The sequence below is a fragment of the Vibrio sp. D3 genome (genome assembly GCF_043995865.1).
Lineage (GTDB): Bacteria > Pseudomonadota > Gammaproteobacteria > Enterobacterales > Vibrionaceae > Vibrio > Vibrio diabolicus.
This window is the reverse complement of sequence record NZ_CP171886.1, coordinates 1,231,039-1,253,886: the sequence shown is the minus strand read 5'-3', so window position 1 is coordinate 1,253,886 and position 22,848 is coordinate 1,231,039. Positions and strand designations below refer to the sequence as shown.

General features: G+C 49.5%; 15 protein-coding genes and 1 pseudogene. 7 read left to right on the top strand and 9 right to left on the bottom strand.

All coding sequences use genetic code 11. From position 1 onward, the window contains the following. The 5 genes from ACHFJ9_RS05505 to ACHFJ9_RS05485 form a co-directional block, all read right to left on the bottom strand. Complete coding sequence (locus ACHFJ9_RS05505) at positions 1-972, bottom strand: FecCD family ABC transporter permease (protein ID WP_258622338.1); 972 nt, start codon at positions 970-972, stop codon at positions 1-3. Further along, positions 969-1,928: a FecCD family ABC transporter permease gene (locus ACHFJ9_RS05500; protein WP_373417389.1), complete on the bottom strand. Its 960-nt coding sequence runs from the start codon at positions 1,926-1,928 to the stop codon at positions 969-971. Before ACHFJ9_RS05500 ends, ACHFJ9_RS05505 begins: the two co-directional genes overlap by 4 nt. A 74-nt stretch (positions 1,929-2,002) precedes the next feature. After that, positions 2,003-2,926, bottom strand: coding sequence for a Fe(3+) dicitrate ABC transporter substrate-binding protein FecB (locus ACHFJ9_RS05495; RefSeq protein ID WP_258622334.1), 924 nt, complete (start codon positions 2,924-2,926; stop codon positions 2,003-2,005). A 100-nt stretch (positions 2,927-3,026) separates the two neighbouring features. After that, positions 3,027-5,165 (bottom strand): TonB-dependent siderophore vibrioferrin receptor PvuA, encoded by a 2,139-nt coding sequence (pvuA, locus tag ACHFJ9_RS05490; RefSeq protein ID WP_395354133.1) that lies wholly within the window; start codon positions 5,163-5,165, stop codon positions 3,027-3,029. Positions 5,166-5,286: 121 nt separating this feature from the next. Continuing rightward, positions 5,287-7,323, bottom strand: a complete 2,037-nt coding sequence (locus tag ACHFJ9_RS05485; protein ID WP_395354131.1) for a TonB-dependent receptor — start codon at positions 7,321-7,323, stop codon at positions 5,287-5,289. 250 nt (positions 7,324-7,573) lie between these two features. Between ACHFJ9_RS05485 and ACHFJ9_RS05480 the strand changes: the two genes are divergently transcribed. Genes ACHFJ9_RS05480 through ACHFJ9_RS05460 form a run of 5 tightly spaced genes read left to right on the top strand, consistent with a single transcriptional unit; the run spans position 7,574 to position 14,822 of the window. Further along, positions 7,574-8,785 carry an acetyl-CoA carboxylase biotin carboxylase subunit family protein gene (locus tag ACHFJ9_RS05480; protein ID WP_253651933.1) on the top strand — a complete coding sequence of 404 codons (1,212 nt, stop codon included), beginning with the start codon at positions 7,574-7,576 and terminating at the stop codon, positions 8,783-8,785. Then, positions 8,782-10,614 (top strand): IucA/IucC family protein, encoded by a 1,833-nt coding sequence (locus ACHFJ9_RS05475; RefSeq protein WP_395209234.1) that lies wholly within the window; start codon positions 8,782-8,784, stop codon positions 10,612-10,614. Before ACHFJ9_RS05480 ends, ACHFJ9_RS05475 begins: the two co-directional genes overlap by 4 nt. A gap of 6 nt (positions 10,615-10,620) precedes the next feature. Further along, entirely contained in the window at positions 10,621-11,826 is a 1,206-nt protein-coding gene (locus tag ACHFJ9_RS05470) for an MFS transporter (protein ID WP_395354128.1), read from the top strand. Further along, a complete protein-coding gene (locus ACHFJ9_RS05465; RefSeq protein WP_203347802.1) occupies positions 11,798-13,627 on the top strand; it encodes an IucA/IucC family siderophore biosynthesis protein in 1,830 nt (609 codons plus the stop codon). Before ACHFJ9_RS05470 ends, ACHFJ9_RS05465 begins: the two co-directional genes overlap by 29 nt. After that, the gene (locus ACHFJ9_RS05460) at positions 13,620-14,822 is read left to right on the top strand and encodes a type III PLP-dependent enzyme (protein WP_203347801.1); all 1,203 of its coding nucleotides are present in this window, start codon (positions 13,620-13,622) and stop codon (positions 14,820-14,822) included. The genes ACHFJ9_RS05465 and ACHFJ9_RS05460 overlap by 8 nt, the downstream gene beginning before the upstream one ends. A gap of 73 nt (positions 14,823-14,895) precedes the next feature. Here the strand turns inward: ACHFJ9_RS05460 and ACHFJ9_RS05455 are convergent, their stop codons facing one another. From ACHFJ9_RS05455 to ACHFJ9_RS05445, 3 genes are read right to left on the bottom strand one after another with little or no spacing between them, the layout of a single operon-like run. Then, on the bottom strand, positions 14,896-16,140 hold the full coding sequence (locus ACHFJ9_RS05455; RefSeq protein WP_395354126.1) for an extracellular solute-binding protein: 1,245 nt from the start codon (positions 16,138-16,140) through the stop codon (positions 14,896-14,898). 2 nt (positions 16,141-16,142) lie between these two features. Then, a complete protein-coding gene (locus tag ACHFJ9_RS05450) occupies positions 16,143-17,573 on the bottom strand; it encodes an ATP-binding protein (RefSeq protein WP_395354124.1) in 1,431 nt (476 codons plus the stop codon). After that, on the bottom strand, positions 17,563-18,270 hold the full coding sequence (locus tag ACHFJ9_RS05445; RefSeq protein WP_025524572.1) for a response regulator: 708 nt from the start codon (positions 18,268-18,270) through the stop codon (positions 17,563-17,565). The genes ACHFJ9_RS05450 and ACHFJ9_RS05445 overlap by 11 nt, the downstream gene beginning before the upstream one ends. Before the next feature lie 277 nt (positions 18,271-18,547). Between ACHFJ9_RS05445 and ptsG the strand changes: the two are divergent. Beyond that, positions 18,548-19,989 (top strand): annotated as a pseudogene (gene ptsG / locus ACHFJ9_RS05440) (glucose-specific PTS transporter subunit IIBC). A 98-nt stretch (positions 19,990-20,087) separates the two neighbouring features. On the opposite strand, the gene ACHFJ9_RS05435 reads toward ptsG, so the two are convergent. Then, positions 20,088-20,534 carry a DUF302 domain-containing protein gene (locus tag ACHFJ9_RS05435; protein ID WP_395354121.1) on the bottom strand — a complete coding sequence of 149 codons (447 nt, stop codon included), beginning with the start codon at positions 20,532-20,534 and terminating at the stop codon, positions 20,088-20,090. 227 nt (positions 20,535-20,761) lie between these two features. Here ACHFJ9_RS05435 and ACHFJ9_RS05430 point away from each other — a divergent pair, with 227 nt between their 5' ends. Further along, positions 20,762-22,753, top strand: coding sequence for a U32 family peptidase (locus ACHFJ9_RS05430; RefSeq protein WP_395354119.1), 1,992 nt, complete (start codon positions 20,762-20,764; stop codon positions 22,751-22,753). Positions 22,754-22,848: the final 95 nt, after the last annotated feature.

Below are 22,848 nucleotides of genomic sequence, written 5' to 3'. Positions count from 1 at the left end.
TTACCAACCTCGATAACGATACAAAAGAAAAATGAAATATGGTGCGCCAATAACAGATGTTAGCACTCCCGCTGGTAGCTCAATTGGCGGCTGTAAGCCTCTCGCTAAACCATCGGCGCAAATCACCAACAAAGCGCCAAGGGTTGCAGCGGCTGGAATCAACAACTTGTGGTTGTGGCCAAACAGCAAACGCGCAAGATGCGGCGCAAGCAGGCCAACAAAGCTGATCGTGCCTGCCACAGACACACTGATGCTCGCCAATAGCACGGCAGCAATCAACGCAATAATTTGGATCTGTCTTGGTTTCGTGCCAAGTGTAGTGGCGCTTTCTTCTCCCAGTCCCATCACATCTAACCTCCATGCCAACCAAAACGCCAATGGCAGTAGCAGCAATAGAGCACTCCAAATAAACGGCACTTGTTGCCAGTTTCGTCCCCACAAACTGCCGGTTAGCCATACCATCGCCGTGTTGATTTCGATAGGGTGCACAATCAGAAGAAAATCGATACCGCTGGCTAAAAATGCGCTGACAGCAACACCAATCAGCGCCAAACGTGCTGGTGTTGGTTTCGACCAGTAAGCCAGCACAGCAATAAAGCCAGCAGCAAGCAAGCCACCCGCCATGGCGACCATCGGCAACATTGCCACTGGCGCATTCGGATACAGCACCAAACAAGCGGTAGCCGCCAGTCCTGCTCCGGCGCTTATCCCCATTAAATCTGGTGAGGCAAGTGGATTACGGATGACGCCTTGAACTAAAACGCCTGACAGCCCCAACCCAGCGCCCACGCCAATGGCGAGCAACATTCTCGGCAGTCGATATTGGTGAATCACAAAGTCCGAATCAGAGAAAGAAAACAGCAATGCAAAAACCTGTTGAGCCGATAGATTCGCCGCGCCAACAAACAACGTGAGAGAAGACGCAATCAGCAACAATCCAAGTAATGCAAACAGTTTGGTTTGATTCATCATGATGATTTCCTCATTGCAATCGCGATAAAGCAAGGTGTGCCCAACAGCGCGGTAATCACGCCCACTGGCGTTTCGGCCGGAAAGGCAATCGCGCGTGACAAAGCATCTGACCACGTCACCAATGCCGCGCCACACAAAGCGGAAACCGGAATGAGAATGTGATAGTTGTGACCAACAATCGGGCGTACCAAGTGCGGCACTAACAACCCGACAAAGCCAATTGGTCCAGCAATCGCCACGCTAGTTCCTGCCAACAGCACAACCGCTAAACCACTGATTAATCGCGTAAGACGAATGTTACCACCCAACCCGACAGCAACTTCGTCCCCCAACGCGAGTAAATTTAAGTTTCGCGCTAAGCCCATGGCGAGCACCAAACCTAAAGTCGCAAAAGGCCACAGTTGCTGCCACTGCTCAGAATCTACCGCAGAGAGTGAACCCGTTAACCAATGCAACACGCTGTAAGCCATGTCATCCGCCAAAATTACCGACGCACGAGTTAACCCTATCAGCAGTGCACTGATGGCAATGCCCGCTAGCACTAAACGCAATGGGTGAGAACGTGCGGAGAAAAAACCGCCCAACAACATGACCGCACCACCACTTAGTAGCGCGCCGAGTACTGCGTTGATGATTGGGTTCAATTGACTAAAGAATGGTACGCCGATAGACGCCAAGGCCATAAAACAAGCCGCACCGGCATTAATGCCGAGAATGGATGGCGACGCCAAAGGGTTACGAGTTAACCCTTGCATCAGCACACCGGATACCGCAAGCGAAGCGCCAATCAATAACCCAGCATAGGTGCGAGGAGCGCGCAACGTCGCAAGAATTTGATGAAGCATATTGCCCTCATCAAACGCAAACCAATAGCTTGTCAGATCATTAACGCTCAAAGAAAAGTTGGACCAGCCAATCATTGAGGCTGCATAGCCTGAGAGCGTACACAACGCCATAGCACAGACAAACAAGCTCGCTTTCCAATGCAGTTTGCTAACCGAAGTCGGGCTTTCTGAGCTTATCGACGCACTCATGAGCGCCCCAATAACGCTTCAAGGTTGCGGGCAATTTCTTCCGCCGCCAACATGCCACGATTTAATGACCACAGTTCCGGAGAGACTTCGACCAGTTGCTGCTTTTTCGCCGCAGTTAGCAACTTAAATAATGGATTTTTGCGCCATTCATCCACGATATTTGGTTGAGAGTAAAGTCCAACTAGTAACCAATCAGGGTTGGTTTTTAGTAAAAGTTCGAAGCTGGTTGGGATATACGCATTGTGCTCAGACGGAGCCAGAGGGCTTTGGATGCCTAGTGTACTCAAAACGCCACCAGCGTAAGAAACCGGGCTATGCAGCCACATCCCTTTATCGGAAACCACACCAAACTGTATGGTTTCTTGTGTCGAAAAATACTGTTTGAACTCCGCCATGGTCTGTTTGTGCTGCTCGATTCGTTGCGTCATTTGCGCTTGCTTGCCAATTGCCACGCCGATTTTGTGTGCGGATTCGAGATTTTCTTGATATGTCTCACCACGGCTTTTTAGCAGCAAAGTTGGCGCAATTCGCTGCAAATCTTGATAAATCGCACGATGACGTTCGGCATCGGCAATGATCAAATCAGGCTTGAGCACCGCAATCGCCTCTAAACTCGGTTGTGAGCGCATGCCGACCGATTGCCAAGGCTCAATCTTGGCACGAACAGCAGGGATAACTCGTGTGGCATCGTTGTCATCGGCAACGCCTACCGGCGAGACATCGACTGCCGCTAATGCATCGACAAACGAAAATTCTAAAACCACAATACGTTGAGGTATCGCTTCTAGCTCAAAAGTGCCTTGCTCATCTTGCACGCTGCGCACCTGAGAAAATGCGCTAAATGACATCAAAGCTGAGCTCAGTAGCATCAGCAAACCGGTTGAAAAGTGTTTGATCGTAAATTGTTTTTTATTTTTCATCTTGCTTTTTCCAGTGCTAAGAGTTTTCCAGTACCTAAGATCGGCAAAGTCGCCAAGGTAAATTGGCGACTTTTCTTTTCAAACTCGGTGAACGAAACGCTTAAAACTGATAGTTCAGATCCAGCGTGTAGGAGCGCCCCGGAGCTGGGTACCGACCAACTGGGCTTGTATCAATCCCGCGGAAGTAATACTCCTCGTCAAACAAGTTGTTCACCGCAACATTCATGCGTAACTTGCCTTTGTCGTCTTTGTATAAATCCGTCCCCAAGTTGAAGTTCCACACCATGTAAGACGGCACTTTGCCCGTTGCACCTGTTGCGTCTTCGGCACTGGTGTTGGCGTTATCGGTATACGAATCACTGAAGTAGAAGCCCGATAGCGTGGTGTCCATGCCGTAAAATGCGTAGGTTGCATCCCAACCAAGCTGATGCTTAGAGGTGTAAGGCAGTTGATTACCTTTATTCTCACCTTCTTCTTCAAGCGTAGCGTCTAGATAGTTATAGCTTGCGCCTAAACTCAGTGCAGGTAGTGCTTCAGGCACGTAACGAGCAGAAAGTTCTAAACCTTGGTGAAGGGTTTTTCCGATGTTATCGAAGGTCTGCGTTGAGCTTTGCCATTGCAATTGATCTTCAAAGTCGATGCGATAAAGTGCAGCGTTAAAGCTGGTCGCATCTTGGGTGTAACGCGCGCCGACTTCGTAGTTCCAAGCCAGTTCGCTACCTTCTTCACCCAAACCTCGGATGTAGGCAATTTGTGGCGCACGAAGTGATTTTTGCGCGTTCGCATACGTCACCCACTGGTCAGTTAAGTTGTATGCCACCGTCAAACCTGGCAACCATTCCGTCACGGTGTTGTCTGCCGTTTGTTTTTTACCACGATCGGTAAACGTCATTCGAACCGACTCAACACGCAACCCAGGCGTTACCTTCAATGTATCATTGAACAAACCAATTTCGTTGCTAACGTATCCAGCAAACGCGTCCGTATCTAGATGCCAATCACGCGGAACGCTGGTTGCACCACCGGCGATTGGAGTCTGAGTGAGTTTGTAGTCAATGTCTTCATTAACATAACGGGTACCCACGATCCAGTTTTGAGTAACGGATTTACCTTCGCCAAAGTACATCGCCATTTTTGGCTCTATACCATACACGGTAAATTCACGTGGAGAGGTACGAACGTCCGTCGCTGGCAGAGCCGGATCCGCCCAATGGCCACCCGCGCTGTTAAAGCCCCACTTGAAAAGACGCTCTGACTTATGGCCAAACGTTAGCACTTCTAGCTCGGCACTGTCGGCAAATGGCAAATCGTGGATGTACTTAACACTCCAGCGCGTCGACTTACCTTCATAATCATCGTAAGGACGTTTCGATTGGTGACGATCTTGCTCGTAATCTTGTGGCGAAAGTGCGCCCGGCATTTGCGTTTCAGCATCGTAACGTTGCAGGAATGCTTGAATCTCTTGAGTGTCACTCAATAGCCACTGTGCTTTAGCTTGAAAGTTCTTCACGTCCGTATCGGAATGTTCACGGAAGCTTTCACCTTTTAGGAAGTTACCTTCCAACTGCAGTGCAAACGTGTCGCTTAACCAGCCGCCCGTGCGCAGGTAAAAATCATTCAGCGGCGCATCACCGCCATCAAACACGGTAAGACGGTTACTGATTTCAGTTTGCCACGTGTGTGGAATCGGTTTGGTCACTAAGTTGATCACACCACCGACGTTGTTTGGGCCGTACTGTACTGCGGCACCACCGCGTACAATGTCAATACGATCAAGCATCGACAGTGTTGCTGGGAAGATAGACTGACCAGTATGGCCGTATGGCGCGAGCGTTAGCGGCACACCATCCATCAAGAACTGCGCATGACCACTGCGGCTTGCTTTCAAACCACGTACGGAAATGTTAGGCAATACGCCCGCTCCGCTTTCATCCTGAACTTTAATACCCGGAACACGCTGTAGCGCATTATCGATCGAACCTGCGGCGGTTTTCTCAATTTGATCACGGGTAATGACGGTACGAGCACCAGGGTACTCTTTGACGTCTTCAATGTCAGAGTTGCCAATCACGCTGCCAGTGACAACAACCGTTTCCATCACGGTGGTTTCGTTTTTTGCGGCAGGAGCGGCAACCGCGCTCATGGAGGTGGCAGAAGCAATAGCAATCGCGAGCACACTGTAAGTGGTAGACAAACCAGCACGTACACGCACTTTACCATCCAAATTCTGGTAAGACATTAAGGTCTCCTTTGCGAGAAATTGAGCCTCGGGCAGAACATTTCCCGTAGGCTCTCAGGGCTAAAACATCCTCAATAAGAGGCAAAAATCGGCTAACGTGCGCCAACTACGCACAACAAGCCTAGAACTGGTATCCGTAGCTAAGCATGAACTCGGCTGGTGCGCCGTAGCCAATCTGGTTTAGGCCAGACGTGCCGTTTGTTGCGCCAAGAATGTATTTCTCATCCAAAATGTTGTAAGCGTTCGCTTGGATCTTGTGACGACCAGTGGTGTACGCCGCCATCAAATCCACCGTGGTGTAATCGCCAAGTGCGACGGCTTCGTCGTTACCTGCATAACGGTCGCCCACGTATTTCACGCCGCCACCCAAACGCCAGTTGTCATCCAATTGGTAAGTGCTCCAAAGGGAGAACAAGTGGTCTGACACATCATTCGGCTTTTTACCTGTGGCTTTGTCTTCCGCATCCAAATAGCTGTAACCCACAGAGATGTCCCACTGTTTGGTGATTTGACCGCGAGCCTCTAATTCAATGCCTTGGTGACGCACTTCAATTTTATCGATCACATCGCCGTCCACGTTGGTTTGTGGTTGCTCTTGATCAATCTGGAACAGTGCCGCATTCAACATTAATGCGTTATCCAAAAGGTACGCTTTCGCACCCACCTCTTTTAAGTCGGTGTGGAAGAACTCCGCCAATTTTGGATTGATGTAGATGCCTGCGTACGGTAACTGCCAAGAGCGCGCTAAACTGGCGTAAACGGATGTGTCGTAATTGATGCGGTATACCAAACCAGCACGGTAGCTGACTTTGTCATCATCCAATTTTTCCTTATCTGAACCCGCTTTTTGTTGTTCGAGTTCCATCGAGTCGTAACGCACGTTACCGATCAAAGAAAGGTCGCCCCACGTATAGACGTCTTGCACATACAAACCTGTCGTGGTGGTGGTATTGTCACGAAATGGCTTAAAGCCCGGATCAGGCGTTGGACCAACGACTGGATCGTAGATATTTTGCGGAGGAAGTGTTTTGTCACTTGCCAACGTTAGGTCGATATTGATCTGGTTGAAATCTGCACCCACCATCAATTGATTGTCACTGGTTTCCCAAACCAACTCAGATTGCAAAGTGGTTGTAGTACGAGGGTCGTAGCCAAAGTTATTCACGGTTTGAGACACTTCATTGCCCGTCACTTTGCCCTGACGCGTGCCTTTTTGCTCAAGTTCGATATGGTTGAACGCCGCTCGGTTGTTCCATACCCATTGATCGTTCAAACGCCATTCGTAGTCCACTGCAACGCGAAGACTGTCCGACTCCTGATAATCGTTCGTGCCACCAAAGTAAGTACTCACTGGCAAATCAACTGGCTTGCCATTTTTTGATGGCACACCACGATATGGCACTAATTCTTGATGGGCGTATTCCACGTCAATATCAATGGTGTGACCATCCGCTGGTAACACACGAATGGTCGGTGCAATGAAGAAATCGTTTGAATCAACATGATCAACGTACGAGTCGGCTTGACGGTATTCCAAGTTAATACGCCCGTTGACCTTATCTGAAAACGCCATTGAGCTGTCGACCTGACCGACATACTGGTTGTTGCTGCCTACACTGCCGTTTACGTGAGTAAAATTCTCACCGTTAGCGCGTTTCGTCACCAAGTTGATGATGCCCCCAGCCGAGCCACGGCCATACAATGCGCCCGCAGGGCCTTTCACAATTTCAACGCGTTCAACGTTCGCTAAGCTGCGGTAAGACTGCAACGTACCGTCATCTCGCAAGCCATCACGATACATATCGTTGAGTGAATCAAAACCGCGAATCATGAACTGGTCACGGCTGCCTTCGCCCAAGGTGTTATTGACCCCGGCTACCCCATCTAGCGCATCCACTAAACGCACCGCGCCTCGGTCTTGCATTTCTGTTTTCGTTACTACAGATACCGCTTGTGGCACATCAAGCCATTCCACATCGGTTTTGGTGCCTGATTGAGGCATGTGTTCAGCATAACCTTCGTACTGATGACCGAAGACTTGAATCGTTTCAGTTGCTGATGAGGTTGAGTTCGTCTCTTCTGAAGCCACTGCGCTTGGTGCTACTAGTGAAGAACCAATCGCGACCGCCAAGGGGGTCAGGGTCAATAATTTATTCATTCCATAATTCCGTTTAGTTGTTATAAAGCCAACGGATGGAAATAAGAACAAATATTATTTCTATTTGCAATATTAATTTTATGCTCTATATTTATTTACCCTAAAAACACAACTAACAACAAAAAAAACCAAACATAATAACAATAAACACTAAAACTTCTGCCCTCCGTCTCGGGAGAGGCACATTGGAAGACGACCGTGAGCGACTTTATCAACGTTAGAAGAAAATGTTAGAAAATTAGGAAAGCTCATGAAATCTACGATGATTATCGTAAGTCATGTCGTTAACGATGCAGTCACTCACGGCTTTGTGCCTGCAGCTAAAGCGATGGACCTTCACGTCGTTCTTATCACCGACCACAAGATCAGCCATTTAGAGCTGGCGAGTCGTGATAGTCACTTTAATCCGGATACCATTCTAGAATGTGATGTCTTCAACCCATTAGAACTCATCGAAACCATCACGGAGCATGAATTAAAGCCAGACGCTATTTTCAGCAATAGTGATCACTTACAAACTTCCACCGCCATCTGCGCGCAATTTTTTGGCCTCCCATCCAAAGATTGGTCTGTCACGTTAAAAGCCAAAAACAAACACTTAACTCGACAAGTGTTAAATGAAAAAGCCCTACCCAACACACAAAGCTGTTTGCTGCACCGCCATTCGAATGTGGCATTAGGCATGGCCTTTCCTGTCGTGGCAAAACCCAAAGAAGGCGTGGCAAGTTTAGATGTGCAGCGCTGTGACTCCCAAAGCGAGCTCGATGCTTACTGCGATGCGTTTTGGCAAAAACACCCAAACGCCGCCATTCTGGTGGAGCAGTTTCTTCAAGGGCCGTTGGTTACGCTAGAAACTTTAGGAGATGGTGAGCGCCTTATCGCCGTGGGCGGTTTTGATGTGTCGCTCTCTGAGCCGCCTTACTTTATCGAAACGGCCGCAGACTGGGACGGACCAAACGGCATTGCTCACCGAGAAGCTTGCCTGGCTCAACTGAAAGCGTTTGGCGTTGGTTTTGGTGTTTGCCACAGCGAATTTATTATCACTGAAAACGGCCCAGTTCTGGTGGAAATCAACTATCGCAGCATTGGGGATGGCCGCGAATTCTTGCTCAACAATCTTGCTCACTTCGGCTGGTTTAGCACGATTTTGGGTCTGCATCTGGGTCGAAGATTGGACGGCGATTACCAAATTCATGGGTCAGCGCACGTGCACTACGTAGTTGCGGAACACAGTGGTGTGATCGACGGAGGTTCGACGTCGTTCATCCAACACGATGACGATATCATCACCCAGCAACAGGTACTAAAAACCGCTGGAGAACACTTCCAACAGAGTTATTCCAATAAGGATTATCTCGCCCGAATTTCGATTGTCTCACCATCAGGGCGAAACCTCGACCAAGCGCTGCAGAACGCGCTTAGCAATTTCGATCTAGCTCCGACTCGTGAGGTGGCAGCATGAACGACAACGCTTTGTATCTAACGCAACGATTGATCGACACTTGCTTACGCGAAGACATGTTTGGCATTTTGTCGAAAGCCAAGTTCAGTAGCGACGCGCCAAAAGGAGTAATTGTTCCTCAAGGCGAGCAAGTCTGGCTGATATTTGCCAACTCTGATTTCACGTTGTATTTACCTGTTGCGCCAACGTATTACATGCAGCACTGGCGCTACGGTCATGCCAATGACGAAACACCACAAGGTTGGTGGGTGGAGAAAAATGGCCAAGTCGAGCATCAGCAGCATTATCAAGAGTGGATTGCGCTACTAACGACACTGGCGCATGAGAGCTCTCACGAATTGTTGGCGGGGTATCTTCAAGAACTGGAATGCGCAGAGAAACACAAAGCACTGTGTGACCAAGCGTTTCATCATCACGCAGACCACATTTCTCAACCAATATCCGAGCTTGGTTCTTGGCATCAAAAACTGCTGCTTGCCGACCAGATCGCTTCTTACCTTGACCACCCGTACTATCCAACTGCGCGGGCGAAGTTTGGTCTGAGCGATGAAGACCTTGCTAAGTACGCGCCCGAGTTCGCACAAAGCTTTGCTCTGCATTGGATTGCGATTGAAAAATCACTGGTGACATTAACCAGCGGACAACCTGATTGCTGGCCAACAATGGAGCAAGTCGGGCTTCCTGCTGATTTTGCACTGAGCCACGTACTGTTCCCTGCGCATCCGCTCACCCTTCGCTCTTTAGAAGCCTTACCCGAAGGTATGATAGAAGCGCCGTTTACGTACCTAGACGTGACGCCAACGCTTTCCGTTCGTACTGTGGTAGTCAACGACGCGCCGCACATTCACATCAAAGTTCCGCTGATCATGCGATCGCTAGGCACGAAAAACATTCGCTTAATCAAGCCTTCAACACTGTATGACGGCCACTGGTTTGAACGTCTACTCAGCCACCTTGAACAAACGGACGCCGACTTAAACAGTCGCTTGTTCCATTGCAACGAAAAACACGGTGGACACGTCGGCGAGGATAAAACCTTCGCGTACATCGTACGTGAGTACCCACTTACTCATTGCAAAGATAAAGCGTTAGTTCCGGTTGCCGCACTGGCAAGCCCAATGCCTGACGACCGCTTGTTCTTAGAACATTTGGCAGAGCAGTACTATCAACAAGATACGCTGGCGTGGTTCCAAGATTACGTCGACCTATTATGCCAAGTGCACCTCACCTTGTGGCTTCGTTATGGCATCGCATTGGAGTCCAACCAGCAAAACGCCATCGTTGCATTTGATCAACAGGGCAAAATGACGCTCGCGATGAAAGACAACGACGCAGCGCGAATTTGGCCAGAGCGCTTCCACTTTGCAACAGAGCATGCAGCCCAAAAACAGGGCGCAGGAACAATTCCAGTGGATTGCGATGAACTGCTCGACCAACGCATCAAAGTCGACAATGAATTGGCGCTCGGTCAGATGTTTACCACCATCACATTACAATTGGATATCGCAGCGATTGTAGAAGCCATGGCAGCGAAGGGCATTGCCTCTTCAGCATCGCTTTACGCCATCGTGGCCAAAAGCATTGCAGAGCAACTCAACCGATTGGAAGGCGAAGGGTTAGAAACAAAACTGGCACGCGAGTTACTGCAAGATGCGCCTGATTTGTACGCCAAGTACTTGTTGAGCTCTGGCAGTTTGCTCTCGAAAGAGGCCTCCGGCGCGAGTGACATCAATAAGTTCTATGGTTTGTCGGCTCCGAACTTCTTGCTGCTTTCTAGCGAAGAAGCGCAACGCGCCTACTTAGAAGCCATCAAAAAAAGCGTACGTTAAACGATTATGACCAAACTCATCTACAGTGTGTTGTTGTGCCACTTTATCGCTGCGTTTGCCGCGTTAGGTATGCCGCTATTTCTACCCGTCGTGTTGCCAACGTTAGGCGCAAGCATTGATGCAGACTGGGCAGGTGTATTGTTTATCCTACCCACGTTTTGTACTGCGTTGGCGGCGCGATTTTGGGGCAACTTTGCCGATCGCTACGGTCGCCGCCGCTCACTCTTACGTGCGCAACTTGGCCTTGCAGCAGGGTTTGCGCTGTGCGGCTTGGCAGACAGCCTCGCCATGTTTGTGTTTGGTCTTATTGTTCAAGGAACCTTTGGTGGCACCATGGCTGCCTCGAACAGCTACTTATCTAGTCAAATTAAAGAAGCCAAAACACTCGGCAAGTCACTCAATAAAACCCAACTATCTGCTCGCTTGGCGCTGATCGTTGCGCCCATTGGGCTCGGCTGGAGCTTGTCAGAGACCAACCCGCTCAACGCGTACCTTTGGTTATGCGTTTTGCCTTTAATTGCTATGGGCATCACGCTAACACTGCCTGAGGATAAACCCGCCGAACAAAACCTCGAAAAGCCAAACTCAGAATCTCAGCAAGAACAACCTGTTGCACAGAAAAACGCAATGCATGCTATTCGTTGGATCTTCTTTGCTCAGTTCGGGTTTGCTTTTTCCATGGTAGTGACCTTTCCTTATTTCTCGCCATTTGTGCAGCAATATGGCATCACTAACCATGCATGGATCGGTTTTTTGTACGCACTGCCGCATGGCGTCTATCTGTTGCTGGCAGGCAAAATCCACGTGTTGTCAGATGGGTTGAATCGCCATCAACCGCTGCGCACGTTGTGGCTTGGGTTTGCATTGCTTGCCGTGAGCTCTGCCTTGCATTTGATTGCGTCCGAAACCGCACTCATTGCTGCGAGAATTATCTTCGGCATCGCGATGGTGTGTTGTTATCACGGATTGCATCAGCATCTTGCGAGCAATCTGGATCGCAAACTCAGTGGCAAAGTATTTTCTCGCTTTGATGCCATGTCCAAATGGGGTGGCGTGGCAGCGGGATTTTGCGCTTCTTTCATTTCTAGCTTGGGGCTACTTGAGGTTCCTTTCCTACTTTCTGCGATAGTCAGCGTAATCACCTTGATCGCGCTGGTTCTCCATTCAAAATTTGGAAATCAACATGTTACAAACTCAATCCTCTCAGACTAGCGAGTTGCGCGCGCATGATGTGCAGCTCAATCGTGAGAAAGCCCAACTCAACGCGATAATGGGTGTTCTTAATTGTTACTTACGTGAATTTGCGCTACCGAATCAACAAGTGGAATGGCACTACCAATCGACATCGCTACCCCAAACGTTAAAACGCAACTATTCCGCCAAGCAGCGGGTAGCCGTTCATCTTTCTCAACAAAATGGCGTGCTGGTTTTGCCGATTCACTACGCGAGCAAACTGGGCAAAATCAAATTGGCAGAACTGCCTTGGGCGAAAATGCCGGGATCTGGTTGGGCAAAATTGGATGCCACGCAAACTCTTACGCTTTTGCTTAACTATCTCAAGCAGGTGTTGGCGATCCCATTTAACCATGAGCTGATCGAACAACTGGAAAATAGCGTGCTGGTTACCGAGCAGTTTCTCAACGTCGCGCCCAAATCGCATCACAACGAATTTATCGCTTCGGAACAATCTCTGATTTGGGGGCATACTTTCCATCCGACCCCGAAAAGTCGTTCGGGCGTCACCATGGATGATCTCTTGGCGTTTTCTCCAGAAGTCGGCGCGCAAGTCCCGTTGTACTGGTTTGAAGTGGATACATCGTTACTTGATGTGCTGAGTTCCGACGGAGAAGCTAACCCTGCGCAACGCATGCTACAACAGCTCGCGCCACAACACGCCACCAGCAATGGGAAGACCCTCTACCCTTGTCATCCTTGGGAAAGCTACACCATTTTGAGCAACCCAAGCGTGAAGCGTGCCATTGAACAAGGCAAGATCACGCCACTGGGTTTAGGTGGTGAAAAGATGCAGCCGACCTCTTCAGTTCGTACCCTCTACCACCCAGATATGGATTGGTTTGCGAAATTCTCCATCAACGTACGATTAACCAATTGCGTGCGAAAAAACGCGTGGTACGAACTCGACAGCGCCGTGCAGCTCACGTCGATTCTTAAACCAATTAGAGAAAACGAACAGCTGCACAACCCCGTATTTAAAGTGATGACAGAGCCTTACGCCACCACGTTGAATCTAGAAAGCGTCGCTGAGCGTAATTGGGACGACAACACCAAAGCGCGCGAATCGTTTGGGATTTTGTATCGCGAAAATTTCTCGCTGAGCGAAGTCGATATCTTAAAACCAACCCTCGCTGGCGCTCTGTTTGCTTACGACAAAAACGGCAACAGTTGCATTGCTCAACGCCTTAAAAACAAAGCGCGTACTACGCAAAATCGCTATTCCGACATCGCGACACTGTGGTTTGAACGCTATTTGCATTGCCTAATTCCGGGTGTGTTTAACTACTACTTCAAACACGGGGTGGCGTTTGAGCCGCATTTGCAAAACACCTTGATTGGCTTTGAGCAAGAGATGCCGTGTTGTGTTTGGATTCGTGATTTGGAAGGCACTAAATTACTGCCGGAGTTCTGGCCAGCAGAAACATTAGCTGACTTGTCTGAACGCGCGCGACAATCGGTTTACTACAGTCGCGAACAAGGCTGGAATCGCATCGGATACTGCACCTTTATCAACAACATCAGCGAAGCGATTTTCTTCATCGCAGAAGGTGATGAACCACTAGAGCAAACGCTGTGGAATGCGGTGCAAAGTGCCATTGTGCGTTGGCAATCCGTGAATGGAAAACAGCCGGAACTAGAAGCGTTGCTGAATGGCGGTCACTTCCCAAGCAAAAATAATTTCACCACGCGCTTGATGCAAAAAGCCGATAAAGAGTCGGGCTATACCCAAGTCGCCACGCCTTGGCAGCAACACGAAAAAGGAGCGCAACATGCCTAATTCCCTCTCTCTACCGACACGCGTTAGCCAACAAGTTCACACGCTCGCACAGCAGCAAAATCAACCCTTGTGCGCGTACTTGTATGACCTAAACGCCTTAGAAGAACACATCAAACAACTGCGTCACGTTTTGCCGAAAAATGTCGAGCTATTTTACGCGGCCAAAGCCAATCCATCGGGCCCGATTCTCAAAACGCTCGCGCCGTATGTCGATGGTTTTGAAGCAGCATCTGGTGGGGAGTTGGCACACCTCCACCAGCAACAACTCGATAAGCCATTGATCTTCGGCGGCCCAGGAAAAATGCCAAATGAATTGCAACAAGCGATTGAACTTGATGTCGATGCGATTCACGTCGAAAGCCTCACTGAGCTGCAACGCATTGGTGCCCTAACCGAGCGCCTCAACCGCCCTGCTTCGATCTTTTTGCGTATGAACATCGATATTGGCGACATCACTCTCAGCAAGTTGGCAATGGGCGGCAAGCCGACTCCTTTTGGTTTGGACGAGTCCGAACTGAGTAATGCTTTGATGTTGCTGCGCGATTTCCCGCAAGTGTCACTGAAAGGTTTCCATTTTCACTTGATGTCGCATCAGCTCGATGTTGAGCGTCACTTAGCGTTAATGCAGCGCTATTTCCAAGTCGTAAAAGCGTGGCAACAGGAGTTCGAACTCGGTGAGCTAATGATCAACTTGGGCGGCGGCATGGGCATCAACTACCAAAACCCTGAGCAACACTTTCCGTGGATGGAGTTTTGCGACAAGTTGGAATTCCTCATCGCTAAAGAGCAAGTTCAAGATTGGCCACTGCGTTTTGAATGCGGACGGTTCATCACAGCGGCATGCGGTTATTACGTGATGGAAGTGCTGGATATTAAGCAAAATCTTGGCGAAAACTTTGTCATCGCACGCGGAGGAACTCACCACTTCCGCACGCCAGCAGCGCAGAGCCATGATCATCCATTCGTCATCCTGAAAAGCGAGAAACACCATGAGATTTCTCATCCAATTCAGCATGCACAAGCAACTTTTGTCGGCCAGCTTTGTACGCCCAAAGATGTGCTGGCACGCAATCAACACGTCGCCCACGTCGATATTGGTGATTACGTTGTGTTTACCTTAGCAGGCGCCTATGCGTGGAACATCTCCCATCAAAACTTCTTGATGCATGAGCCGCCGATCTTCCACTATTTCTAAACGGCATACTTCGCTTCACTCAAGCCCCAATCATTGGGGCTTTTTATTCCATCTCGGCACAGATTCATTATCATTAACCGCTTTGCGAAATAGCAATAACGCGTTTTATCAGCTCGTCGGGTTCCATCTTGGGATTGCGATAAAAACGGAATATTTCCGAGTTTATCGCTTGCTGAGCAACCGGATTGACCGCCATCGAATCAATCATACTCGGTACTGCGAGGTTGTGTTTTACGCCGTAGTGAAAGTCTTGATATGACTGGACCTGACACGGATTAAAATCGCTGATGTCGATATCGGTACGTACCGGAATCGAGCCTTTTACCTTATTGAACTTAGCTTGAAACTCGACGTCTGCCAGCGCGCTTGCGGTTTGCTGAGCCGCCTCGGCAGAAAACGACTTGCTCGACATAAACACCAAACTGTCCATGTTGTAGAGGAATACACCATCGCTGTCAGGCGTTGGGTAACAGCCGATCTCTTGCGGAACCGAGACTTGATTGGCGAGCAGCTCACCCAAAATCCAATCACCGCCGATTTGAAACAGCGCCTGACCGTCGGCTAGCGCTTGGGTCGCCGTATCCCACTTACTATCGGGTAATTGGTTGTCGATCAACAAACTAAGGCGACGAAATTGCGTCAACGCTTGGCGCAGGGTGTCGCTGTCGATGCTATCTCGCTCAAGTTTAACCATCGCATTGGTGTAGAACTCAACGCCGCCAGTGGAGATCACTAAGTTCTCGAAGAGTTGGGCGACTTGCCACGGCTGCTCACCGACCGCGATCGGTACGATGCCATTTTGCTTCGCAAGCTCCATGGCGGCGAACATTTCTTGCCAATTTTTCGGTGCGGAAAGATTCAGTTGTTTAAGCAGCTTGTGGTTGACCCACAGCCAGTTCAAGCGGTGCAGTGTAAGTGGCAGGGCGATATAGCCGTTTTGTGTTTTATTGATTTCGATAGACAGCGGGTAGAGCACCTCGTCCCAGCGTTGCTCATCGGCAACCGCGTTAACGTTGTGCAAAATACCGATGGCATCCCACGCCTTAATACTTGGCCCTTCGATTTGCGCGAAGCTCGGTGGATTGCCCGCCAGCGCGCGAGCTTGCAGTACCGTCATCGCGCTGTCACCACCACCGCCTAACACCGGGCTTTGAAGCAGCTCAATATCGTGCCGTTGTAGCTGAGCTTTAAGTGTTTGCAGCGCTTGCTGTTCGCCGTCAGAAGTCCACCAATGTAAAAACTCTACCCCTTGTGGCGACTCAGCGTGAGCGACGCAAGGGGCGAGCAACAGTGGGAACAAGAATGCCAGTTTGTTCATAGTCAGTCTCTCGGGAAAGTCAGCGTGGCGCAGAGGCCGCCAAACTGAGAATGGCTCAGCGACAAACTGCCGCCGTGAGCCTTTGCAATACTCTGTGAAATGGTTAACCCCAGCCCACTGCCTTCTTTATCGTTGCTAGCGCGGAAGTATGGCTGGCAGAGCTTTTCAAGTAATAAATCGTCAACACCGTCACCGTGATCTTCAATTTCAATCTGGATCGACTCTGGGCTTTCAATCAGCGTAATGTCCGCTTGATGGCCGTATTTGAGCGCGTTATCGACCAGATTCTGAATGCAGCGCTTAATCGCTAACGGTTTACCAGCAAAGTGGGTGCGGATTTCGCCGTGGATGCGAATCGTGTCCGGCGCATCGGCGATATTGGCGGAAATGTGCTGAATCAGTTGGGTGAAATTGATCGGCTCGATTTCCTCGTGGATATCGGTCTCTTTAATGCATTGCAATGCGCCTTTGACCATCAAGTCTAGGTCGTTACTCAGGCGGATAAAGCGTTCTCGGTCGGCGTCGTCATCCAGCATTTCCGCTCGTAGTTTTAGGCAGGCTATCGGCGTTTTCAGATCGTGGGAGATGGCACTGAAGAGCATCTCTCGATCTTTAATGTGGCTGTCGATGCGTCGGTTCATTTTGTTGAATGCGCGTACGGCGGCTTTGAGTTCGTTGCTACCACGTTCAGACACTTCAGGCACATCCAATCGGCTCGACATCAGAGTCGCAGCCTTTGCCAGCTCTCGAATGGGTTGAATTTCTTTGCGAACGATAAACCAGGTACACAGCAACAGCATTAGCGCGGACACCAATAGCGTCAGCCATTGGCGCAGCTCAAAATAGTTAGTATCTAGGTTGATGTAAGGCGCGGGTAGCACCGCCGCGAGATAAAACCATTCGTTCTGTGCGACTTCGACCTGCATCACCAGAATCGGCGGATTGAGGTCACCAAACGAAAGCGAATAATGCGCCCACAATAGCGGCAGTTCATCGATAGGTAGCTCGTTGTTGAACACTTTGAGTTTGTCGCGCTGGGTGAACTCCACCTCGATATTAGGAATGCCGCTCAGCTCGCTTTCTAATACCTCGCGAACTTGGTTGATGACCAACGTTTTGCGTTCGCTTTCTGGCAGCGGGTCGACGTTAATCTGGTGATTGTTGAGTGAGACGAAAAAGCGCGTACCGCCCATATTGCGTAGTTGATTGAGCACCAAGTGGCGATATTCCGAAGGAAGGGTTTGAAAGAAGGCGATGGTAGAAGAAGCACTCAGTGCTAAGCTTTTGACTGTGGTGGTCAGGCCTTCTTTATCGCGTTCGCTGGCGTGTTGATACCAGATAATCCCGGATAATACCTGCGCCAGAATGATCACCAGCAACAAGAACACACTGGTGCGAACGACCAGTGATCCCGTCCAGCGTTTAATTCTCATAATGCACGTCCGTGGTCAGCATGTAGCCTTTATTGCGCACCGTTAGGATCAGCGAGCGGTCTTTATCTTCAAGGTGATGACGCAAGCGGCTGATCTGCACGTCAATGCCGCGTTCAAACGGGTCGGCATCGCGTCCCCAGATCTCGCGCGCAATGTCATCGCGAGACAATATTGATTGCGCGTGGTTGACGAACAAACCGAGCAGCGACAAATCCGCGCCACTCAGTTGCTTAACCTCGCGGCTAGCAACGTGGGTCAGTTGCCGGGTTACGGTATCTAATAACCAGTCGTCAAAACGCACTTTACGCGTCAGTTTGCTATTGGCGGTCGATTGGCTGCGTCTCAGAATCGTTTTGATGCGCGCGAGCAGTTCACGCGGACTGAATGATTTGGTGATGTAGTCGTCAGCGCCCATTTCTAGCCCTGCGACTCGGTCGGCTTCTTCAGTGACGGCGGTCAGCATGATGATCGGAACATCGGAGTTTTTGCGCAGTTTTTGGCACAGGGTAAAGCCGTCTTCACCGGGCATCATAATATCGAGGATGATCAAATCAGGATGGTGATCGTTGAGCAGTTGCCACATCACGCCGCCGTTTTCTGCGCAAAGCACTTCAAACCCTGCGCGACCAAGGTAATCCGACAATGCTTCGCGAAGGTCGAGGTTGTCATCGACGACCAGTATCTGCTTGTTTTCCATCCTACTTTCCCTGTGTCCGTCCCTGTGTCCGTCCCTGTGCCCGTCCCTGAGTTTGGCGCTGGCCAATATGATGCATTCTTAAACGCCCATTCACAATCGAGCCGATTACAATTTTCACTTCTCGGTGTAAGAGATTTGTAAGCGGCCACTTACAAACTGATTGCCTTTTGTAACCTTACGCGCCGCCTTGCTCGCTATGATCATCCTGACCTTACGTGAAACAACATGACCTGAAGGAATCAGGTCCTACAACACTGGCATTCGTCAGGAGGAAACCATGTTTGCAAGTATATTTGGACAACTACAAAAAATAGGGCGGTCGTTGATGCTGCCTGTGGCGGTGTTACCGGTGGCTGGCTTGATGCTGGGTATTGGTAACGCGGGTTTTGCGTTTATTCCAGACGCGGTCAACAAAGTGATGCTCGCCGCCGGTGAAGGCGTGTTCGGCAACATGCAATTGATGTTTGCGGTCGGTGTAGCGCTCGGGTTATCAAAAGGCAATGACGGTGCCGCTGCGCTCGCAGGCTTAGTTGGCCTAATTATTATGAACGCATCGCTCGGTATCGTGACTGGCCTGCGCGGCCTAGAAACTGACGCCACCATGATGGGCGTTGAGACGCTGCAAACCGGGGTGTTTGGCGGCATCTTTATCGGTGCGGTCGCGGCAATCATGTACAACCGCTTCTACAACATCAAACTGCCGGAATATCTGGGCTTCTTCGCGGGTAAGCGATTTGTGCCCATTGTCACCGGTTTATCGGCGATCGTCGTTGGTGCGATTCTCGCGTTTGCATGGCCACCTGTCGGACAACTTCTTGATGCATTCTCTCATTGGGCAGCGTACCAAAACCCTGTTCTCGCGTGGGCGGTTTACGGTGCGGGCGAACGTTCTTTACTCCCGGTTGGTTTGCACCACATCTGGAATGCGCCGTTCTTCTTTGAAGTGGGCAGCTATATTGACCCAGAAACTGGCAAAGAGTTTACTGGTGAGCTCACTCGCTTCTTCGCGGGCGATAAAACCGCAGGTTATCTGTCTGGTGGGTTTATGTATTCCATGTGGGCACTACCAGCAGCGGCACTGGCGATTTACCACTGCGCGTCTCCAGAGCGTAAGAAAATCGTCGGCGGTTTGATGATGTCTGCGGCGTTGACCTCTTGGTTAACTGGTATCACAGAGCCAATCGAATTTACCTTCCTATTCGTCGCGCCAGTGCTGTACGTGATCCATATTTTCCTTACCGGTATTGCGTTTGCGATCACCGCATTTTTGGAAATCAAACACAGTACTGACTTTGCGCACGGCGCGATCCAGTTCTTCCTTTACTACCCAATGTCGACCAACGCGTGGATGTTCATCATCATCGGTCCAATCTGGGCGACGCTGTACTACGGCTTGTTCCGCTTCCTAATTGTGAAGTTGGATCTGAAAACGCCGGGGGTGAAACCGACATTGCAGAAGTGAAGATCGCCGGACAACCTGATGAAATCGCGGTGGACGTAGTGGCTGCATTGGGCGGCAAAGCCAATATCAAGTCAGTCGATGCGTGTATCACCCGTCTGCGTGTCTCGGTGAAAGACATTGCCAACGTTGATGTTGCTAAGCTAAAAGCGCTTGGCGCGCGAGATGTGTTAGTGATTGGCGACAGTTTACAAGCGATTTTTGGTACGCAGTCTGACTCAATTAAGTCAGAGGTGCACAGCGTACTCGCCACCTCCTGATCTTACCTCCCCCCCAATCTAGGTAAGATTTGCCAACCTCCTTGTGAGGTTGGCTTTTTCGTTTTTGGGGTAAAAAAAGCGAAGCCAATAACCCAGCCCTACTTCGCCGCCGCGTTGGTTAAATTGCCCAGCACGCCGCTGATTTTGTTCAATACCTCGTCGCAGCCTTCAATATGATGGCGCTGCTTTAAATACATAGGATCGTTGTAAGCTAACCACGTTTTACCTTCAGCATCTTCATACACCAACACTTTTTGGGGTAAATCGAGCGCCACCTCCTGCGCACATATCATCAGTGGTGTGCCCACTTTAGGGTTTCCAAACACGATAACTTCGGTTGGTCGCAACGTCATATCGACTTTCGTGGCATTCTCTTGATGGTTAATGCGCGCAAAGACGTTCAACCCTTTTTCTTGCGCGATAGCGACAAATTTATCCGCCGTATCTTTTGCTGAATGCGTGCTCGCAACGGTTACCACACCCTCACCAGCCAACGCACTCAATGACGTCAACGCCACGACCAACCCGATGACTACTTTTTTCATTTGTCGTCCCTTCCTCTCTCTGAGTCGAAAACTAGATATAGAAAAACCAAGTGTAGGAAAACTATAGAAGTCAGATTCCGCTATCGCGAATTGCACTCTACCTACTCAAGAGTCGACCGTGTAACACGGATTAATTGATTCAGATTAATAAAGCATTAACTAGCTGAGCATCAAAAGCGTGAAATACGTAACATTTGCAGCCTATTTTAGTAAGAAAGAGAAAAGTAGTGACACGTGATCAATTTGAGTTATTAGCACCCGGTGGTGATTTAGATTCCATCAAAGCCGCGATTGCCGCTGGCGCCGATGCAATTTACTGTGGGCTCGACCGCTTCAATGCTCGTAACCGAGCGACCAACCTCACCTTAGATAACTTAAATGGCGTGTTAACGTTGGCCCATCAGCACAGCTGTAAGATTTTCCTAACGTTGAATGTGCTGATTTTAGAAAGTGAAATTCCAGCAATTGTTCGCTTACTCAGCCAACTGAACACCACCAAAATCGATGGCGTGATCGTGCAAGATCTCGGTCTGGCCTACATTCTCAAACATCACTTTCCCGATTTGGATGTGCACGCTTCAACGCAACTGAACACGCATAACGAAGGCCAGATCCTCTTTCTCAACCAGCTCACCGCAAGCCGAGTAAACTTATCTCGCGAACTTAACATCGATGAAATAAAACATCTGGCGCAATTTGGTCGCGAGCACAACGTAATGATGGAAGTGTTTGTCCACGGCTCATACTGCATCGGATTCTCCGGAATTTGCTACATAAGTTCCGCTCGCAATGGTGCATCAGGTAACCGTGGACGCTGCAGCCAACCTTGTCGCGAACAGTACGAAACGACCAAAACAGGCAACAACTATCCACTCAATATGAAAGACAACTCCGCCTTTGGGGACTTGGAAGCGCTTGCCGATGCTGGCGTGTATTCCTTAAAAGTGGAAGGACGAATCAAGAAATCGCACTACGTCTATACCGTGGTCGACAATTGGCGTCAGCAAATCGATCGCTTGTGCGAGGGTTTGGAACTCTCTGAAGACACCACCGAGTTATACACGGTGTTCAACCGCGATTTCTCCAACGCATTTTTGCAAGGTGATTTCGGCAAGGCGATGTACATCGACAACCCGCGCGACCACGCTGTAAAGCATTTTTCGAAGGTTTATCAATGCCAGTCTGCTGATGATGTGCAAGCGGTGAAAAAGAAACTCTACGACGACAAAACCGCGATCATTGAGAAAGTGGCAGAGCAAACTAAGTCGTTCGATCTCACTTCGACACAAGTATCCGGCAGCAGCTTGAAAGGGTCGATTGATGTGCCAACTCTGCCAGCGTTACCTCAACCAGAACCTCGCCAAGGTGCGCCAAAATTATCGGTTCTGATCTCGTCAGCACAAGAAGCCATGCTGTGCGAATACCACAACATAGATGTTTACTATCAATTGCCAATGGGATTGTCTGGTGAACTGAGCGCGATGATTGAGTTGTTCCAAGCCAACCCAATGCTCAAACCTTGGTTTCCTGCCATTTTGATTGGCGAAGACTACCAAGCCGCACGCGTATTTTTGGAAACCATCCAACCTAAATTGTCGATCACCAACAACTCAGGCGTCGGCATGATCGCAAAAGAGCTCGGCTTAGGCTGGGTGGCAGGCCCACAAATGAACACGGTGAACTCATACGCGTTTAAATGTCTTCAAGACGAGTTCGCGGCAAGTGGCGCGTTTGTTTCTAACGAGCTGAATATGAAGCAGATACGCCATATCAAGCGTCCGCAAAACATGCGCAGCTACTACAGCATTTACCACCCGAACACACTGCTCACCAGTCGCCAGTGTTTGTTCCAACAGACCGAAGGTTGCCGCAAAATTAAGGTTAACAAAGGCTGTTTGAAGCGTTGTGACAAGCGCACATCGATCATCAACCTAAAAGACAACCCGTATGTGGTGCAAAAACAGAAAGGCAGCCACAATTCGATCTACAGCGAACACAACGTCTTAAACCTGCAAGTGCTGCACGATCTGCCTCAATTATTTACCGATGTGTTGATCGATCTGCGTGATATCCAGACCGAAACGAAAGTCTCAGCAAGCAAACCTGAGTTGATTGACGCGTTCTTAGCTCTACTTGAAGCTCACAGTGAACAAGCCATCCAAACGCTGAATGCCATGATTCAACCAACAGCCAACGCGCAGTATTTGAAGGGGTTGTAGAATTTTTCTAACGAGGCAAACAAAACAATAAATTATCCTACACTCTACTAGAGGGAAGCGTAACGCTTTGTAAGTCAGATGGTTGGCTGAAGAAC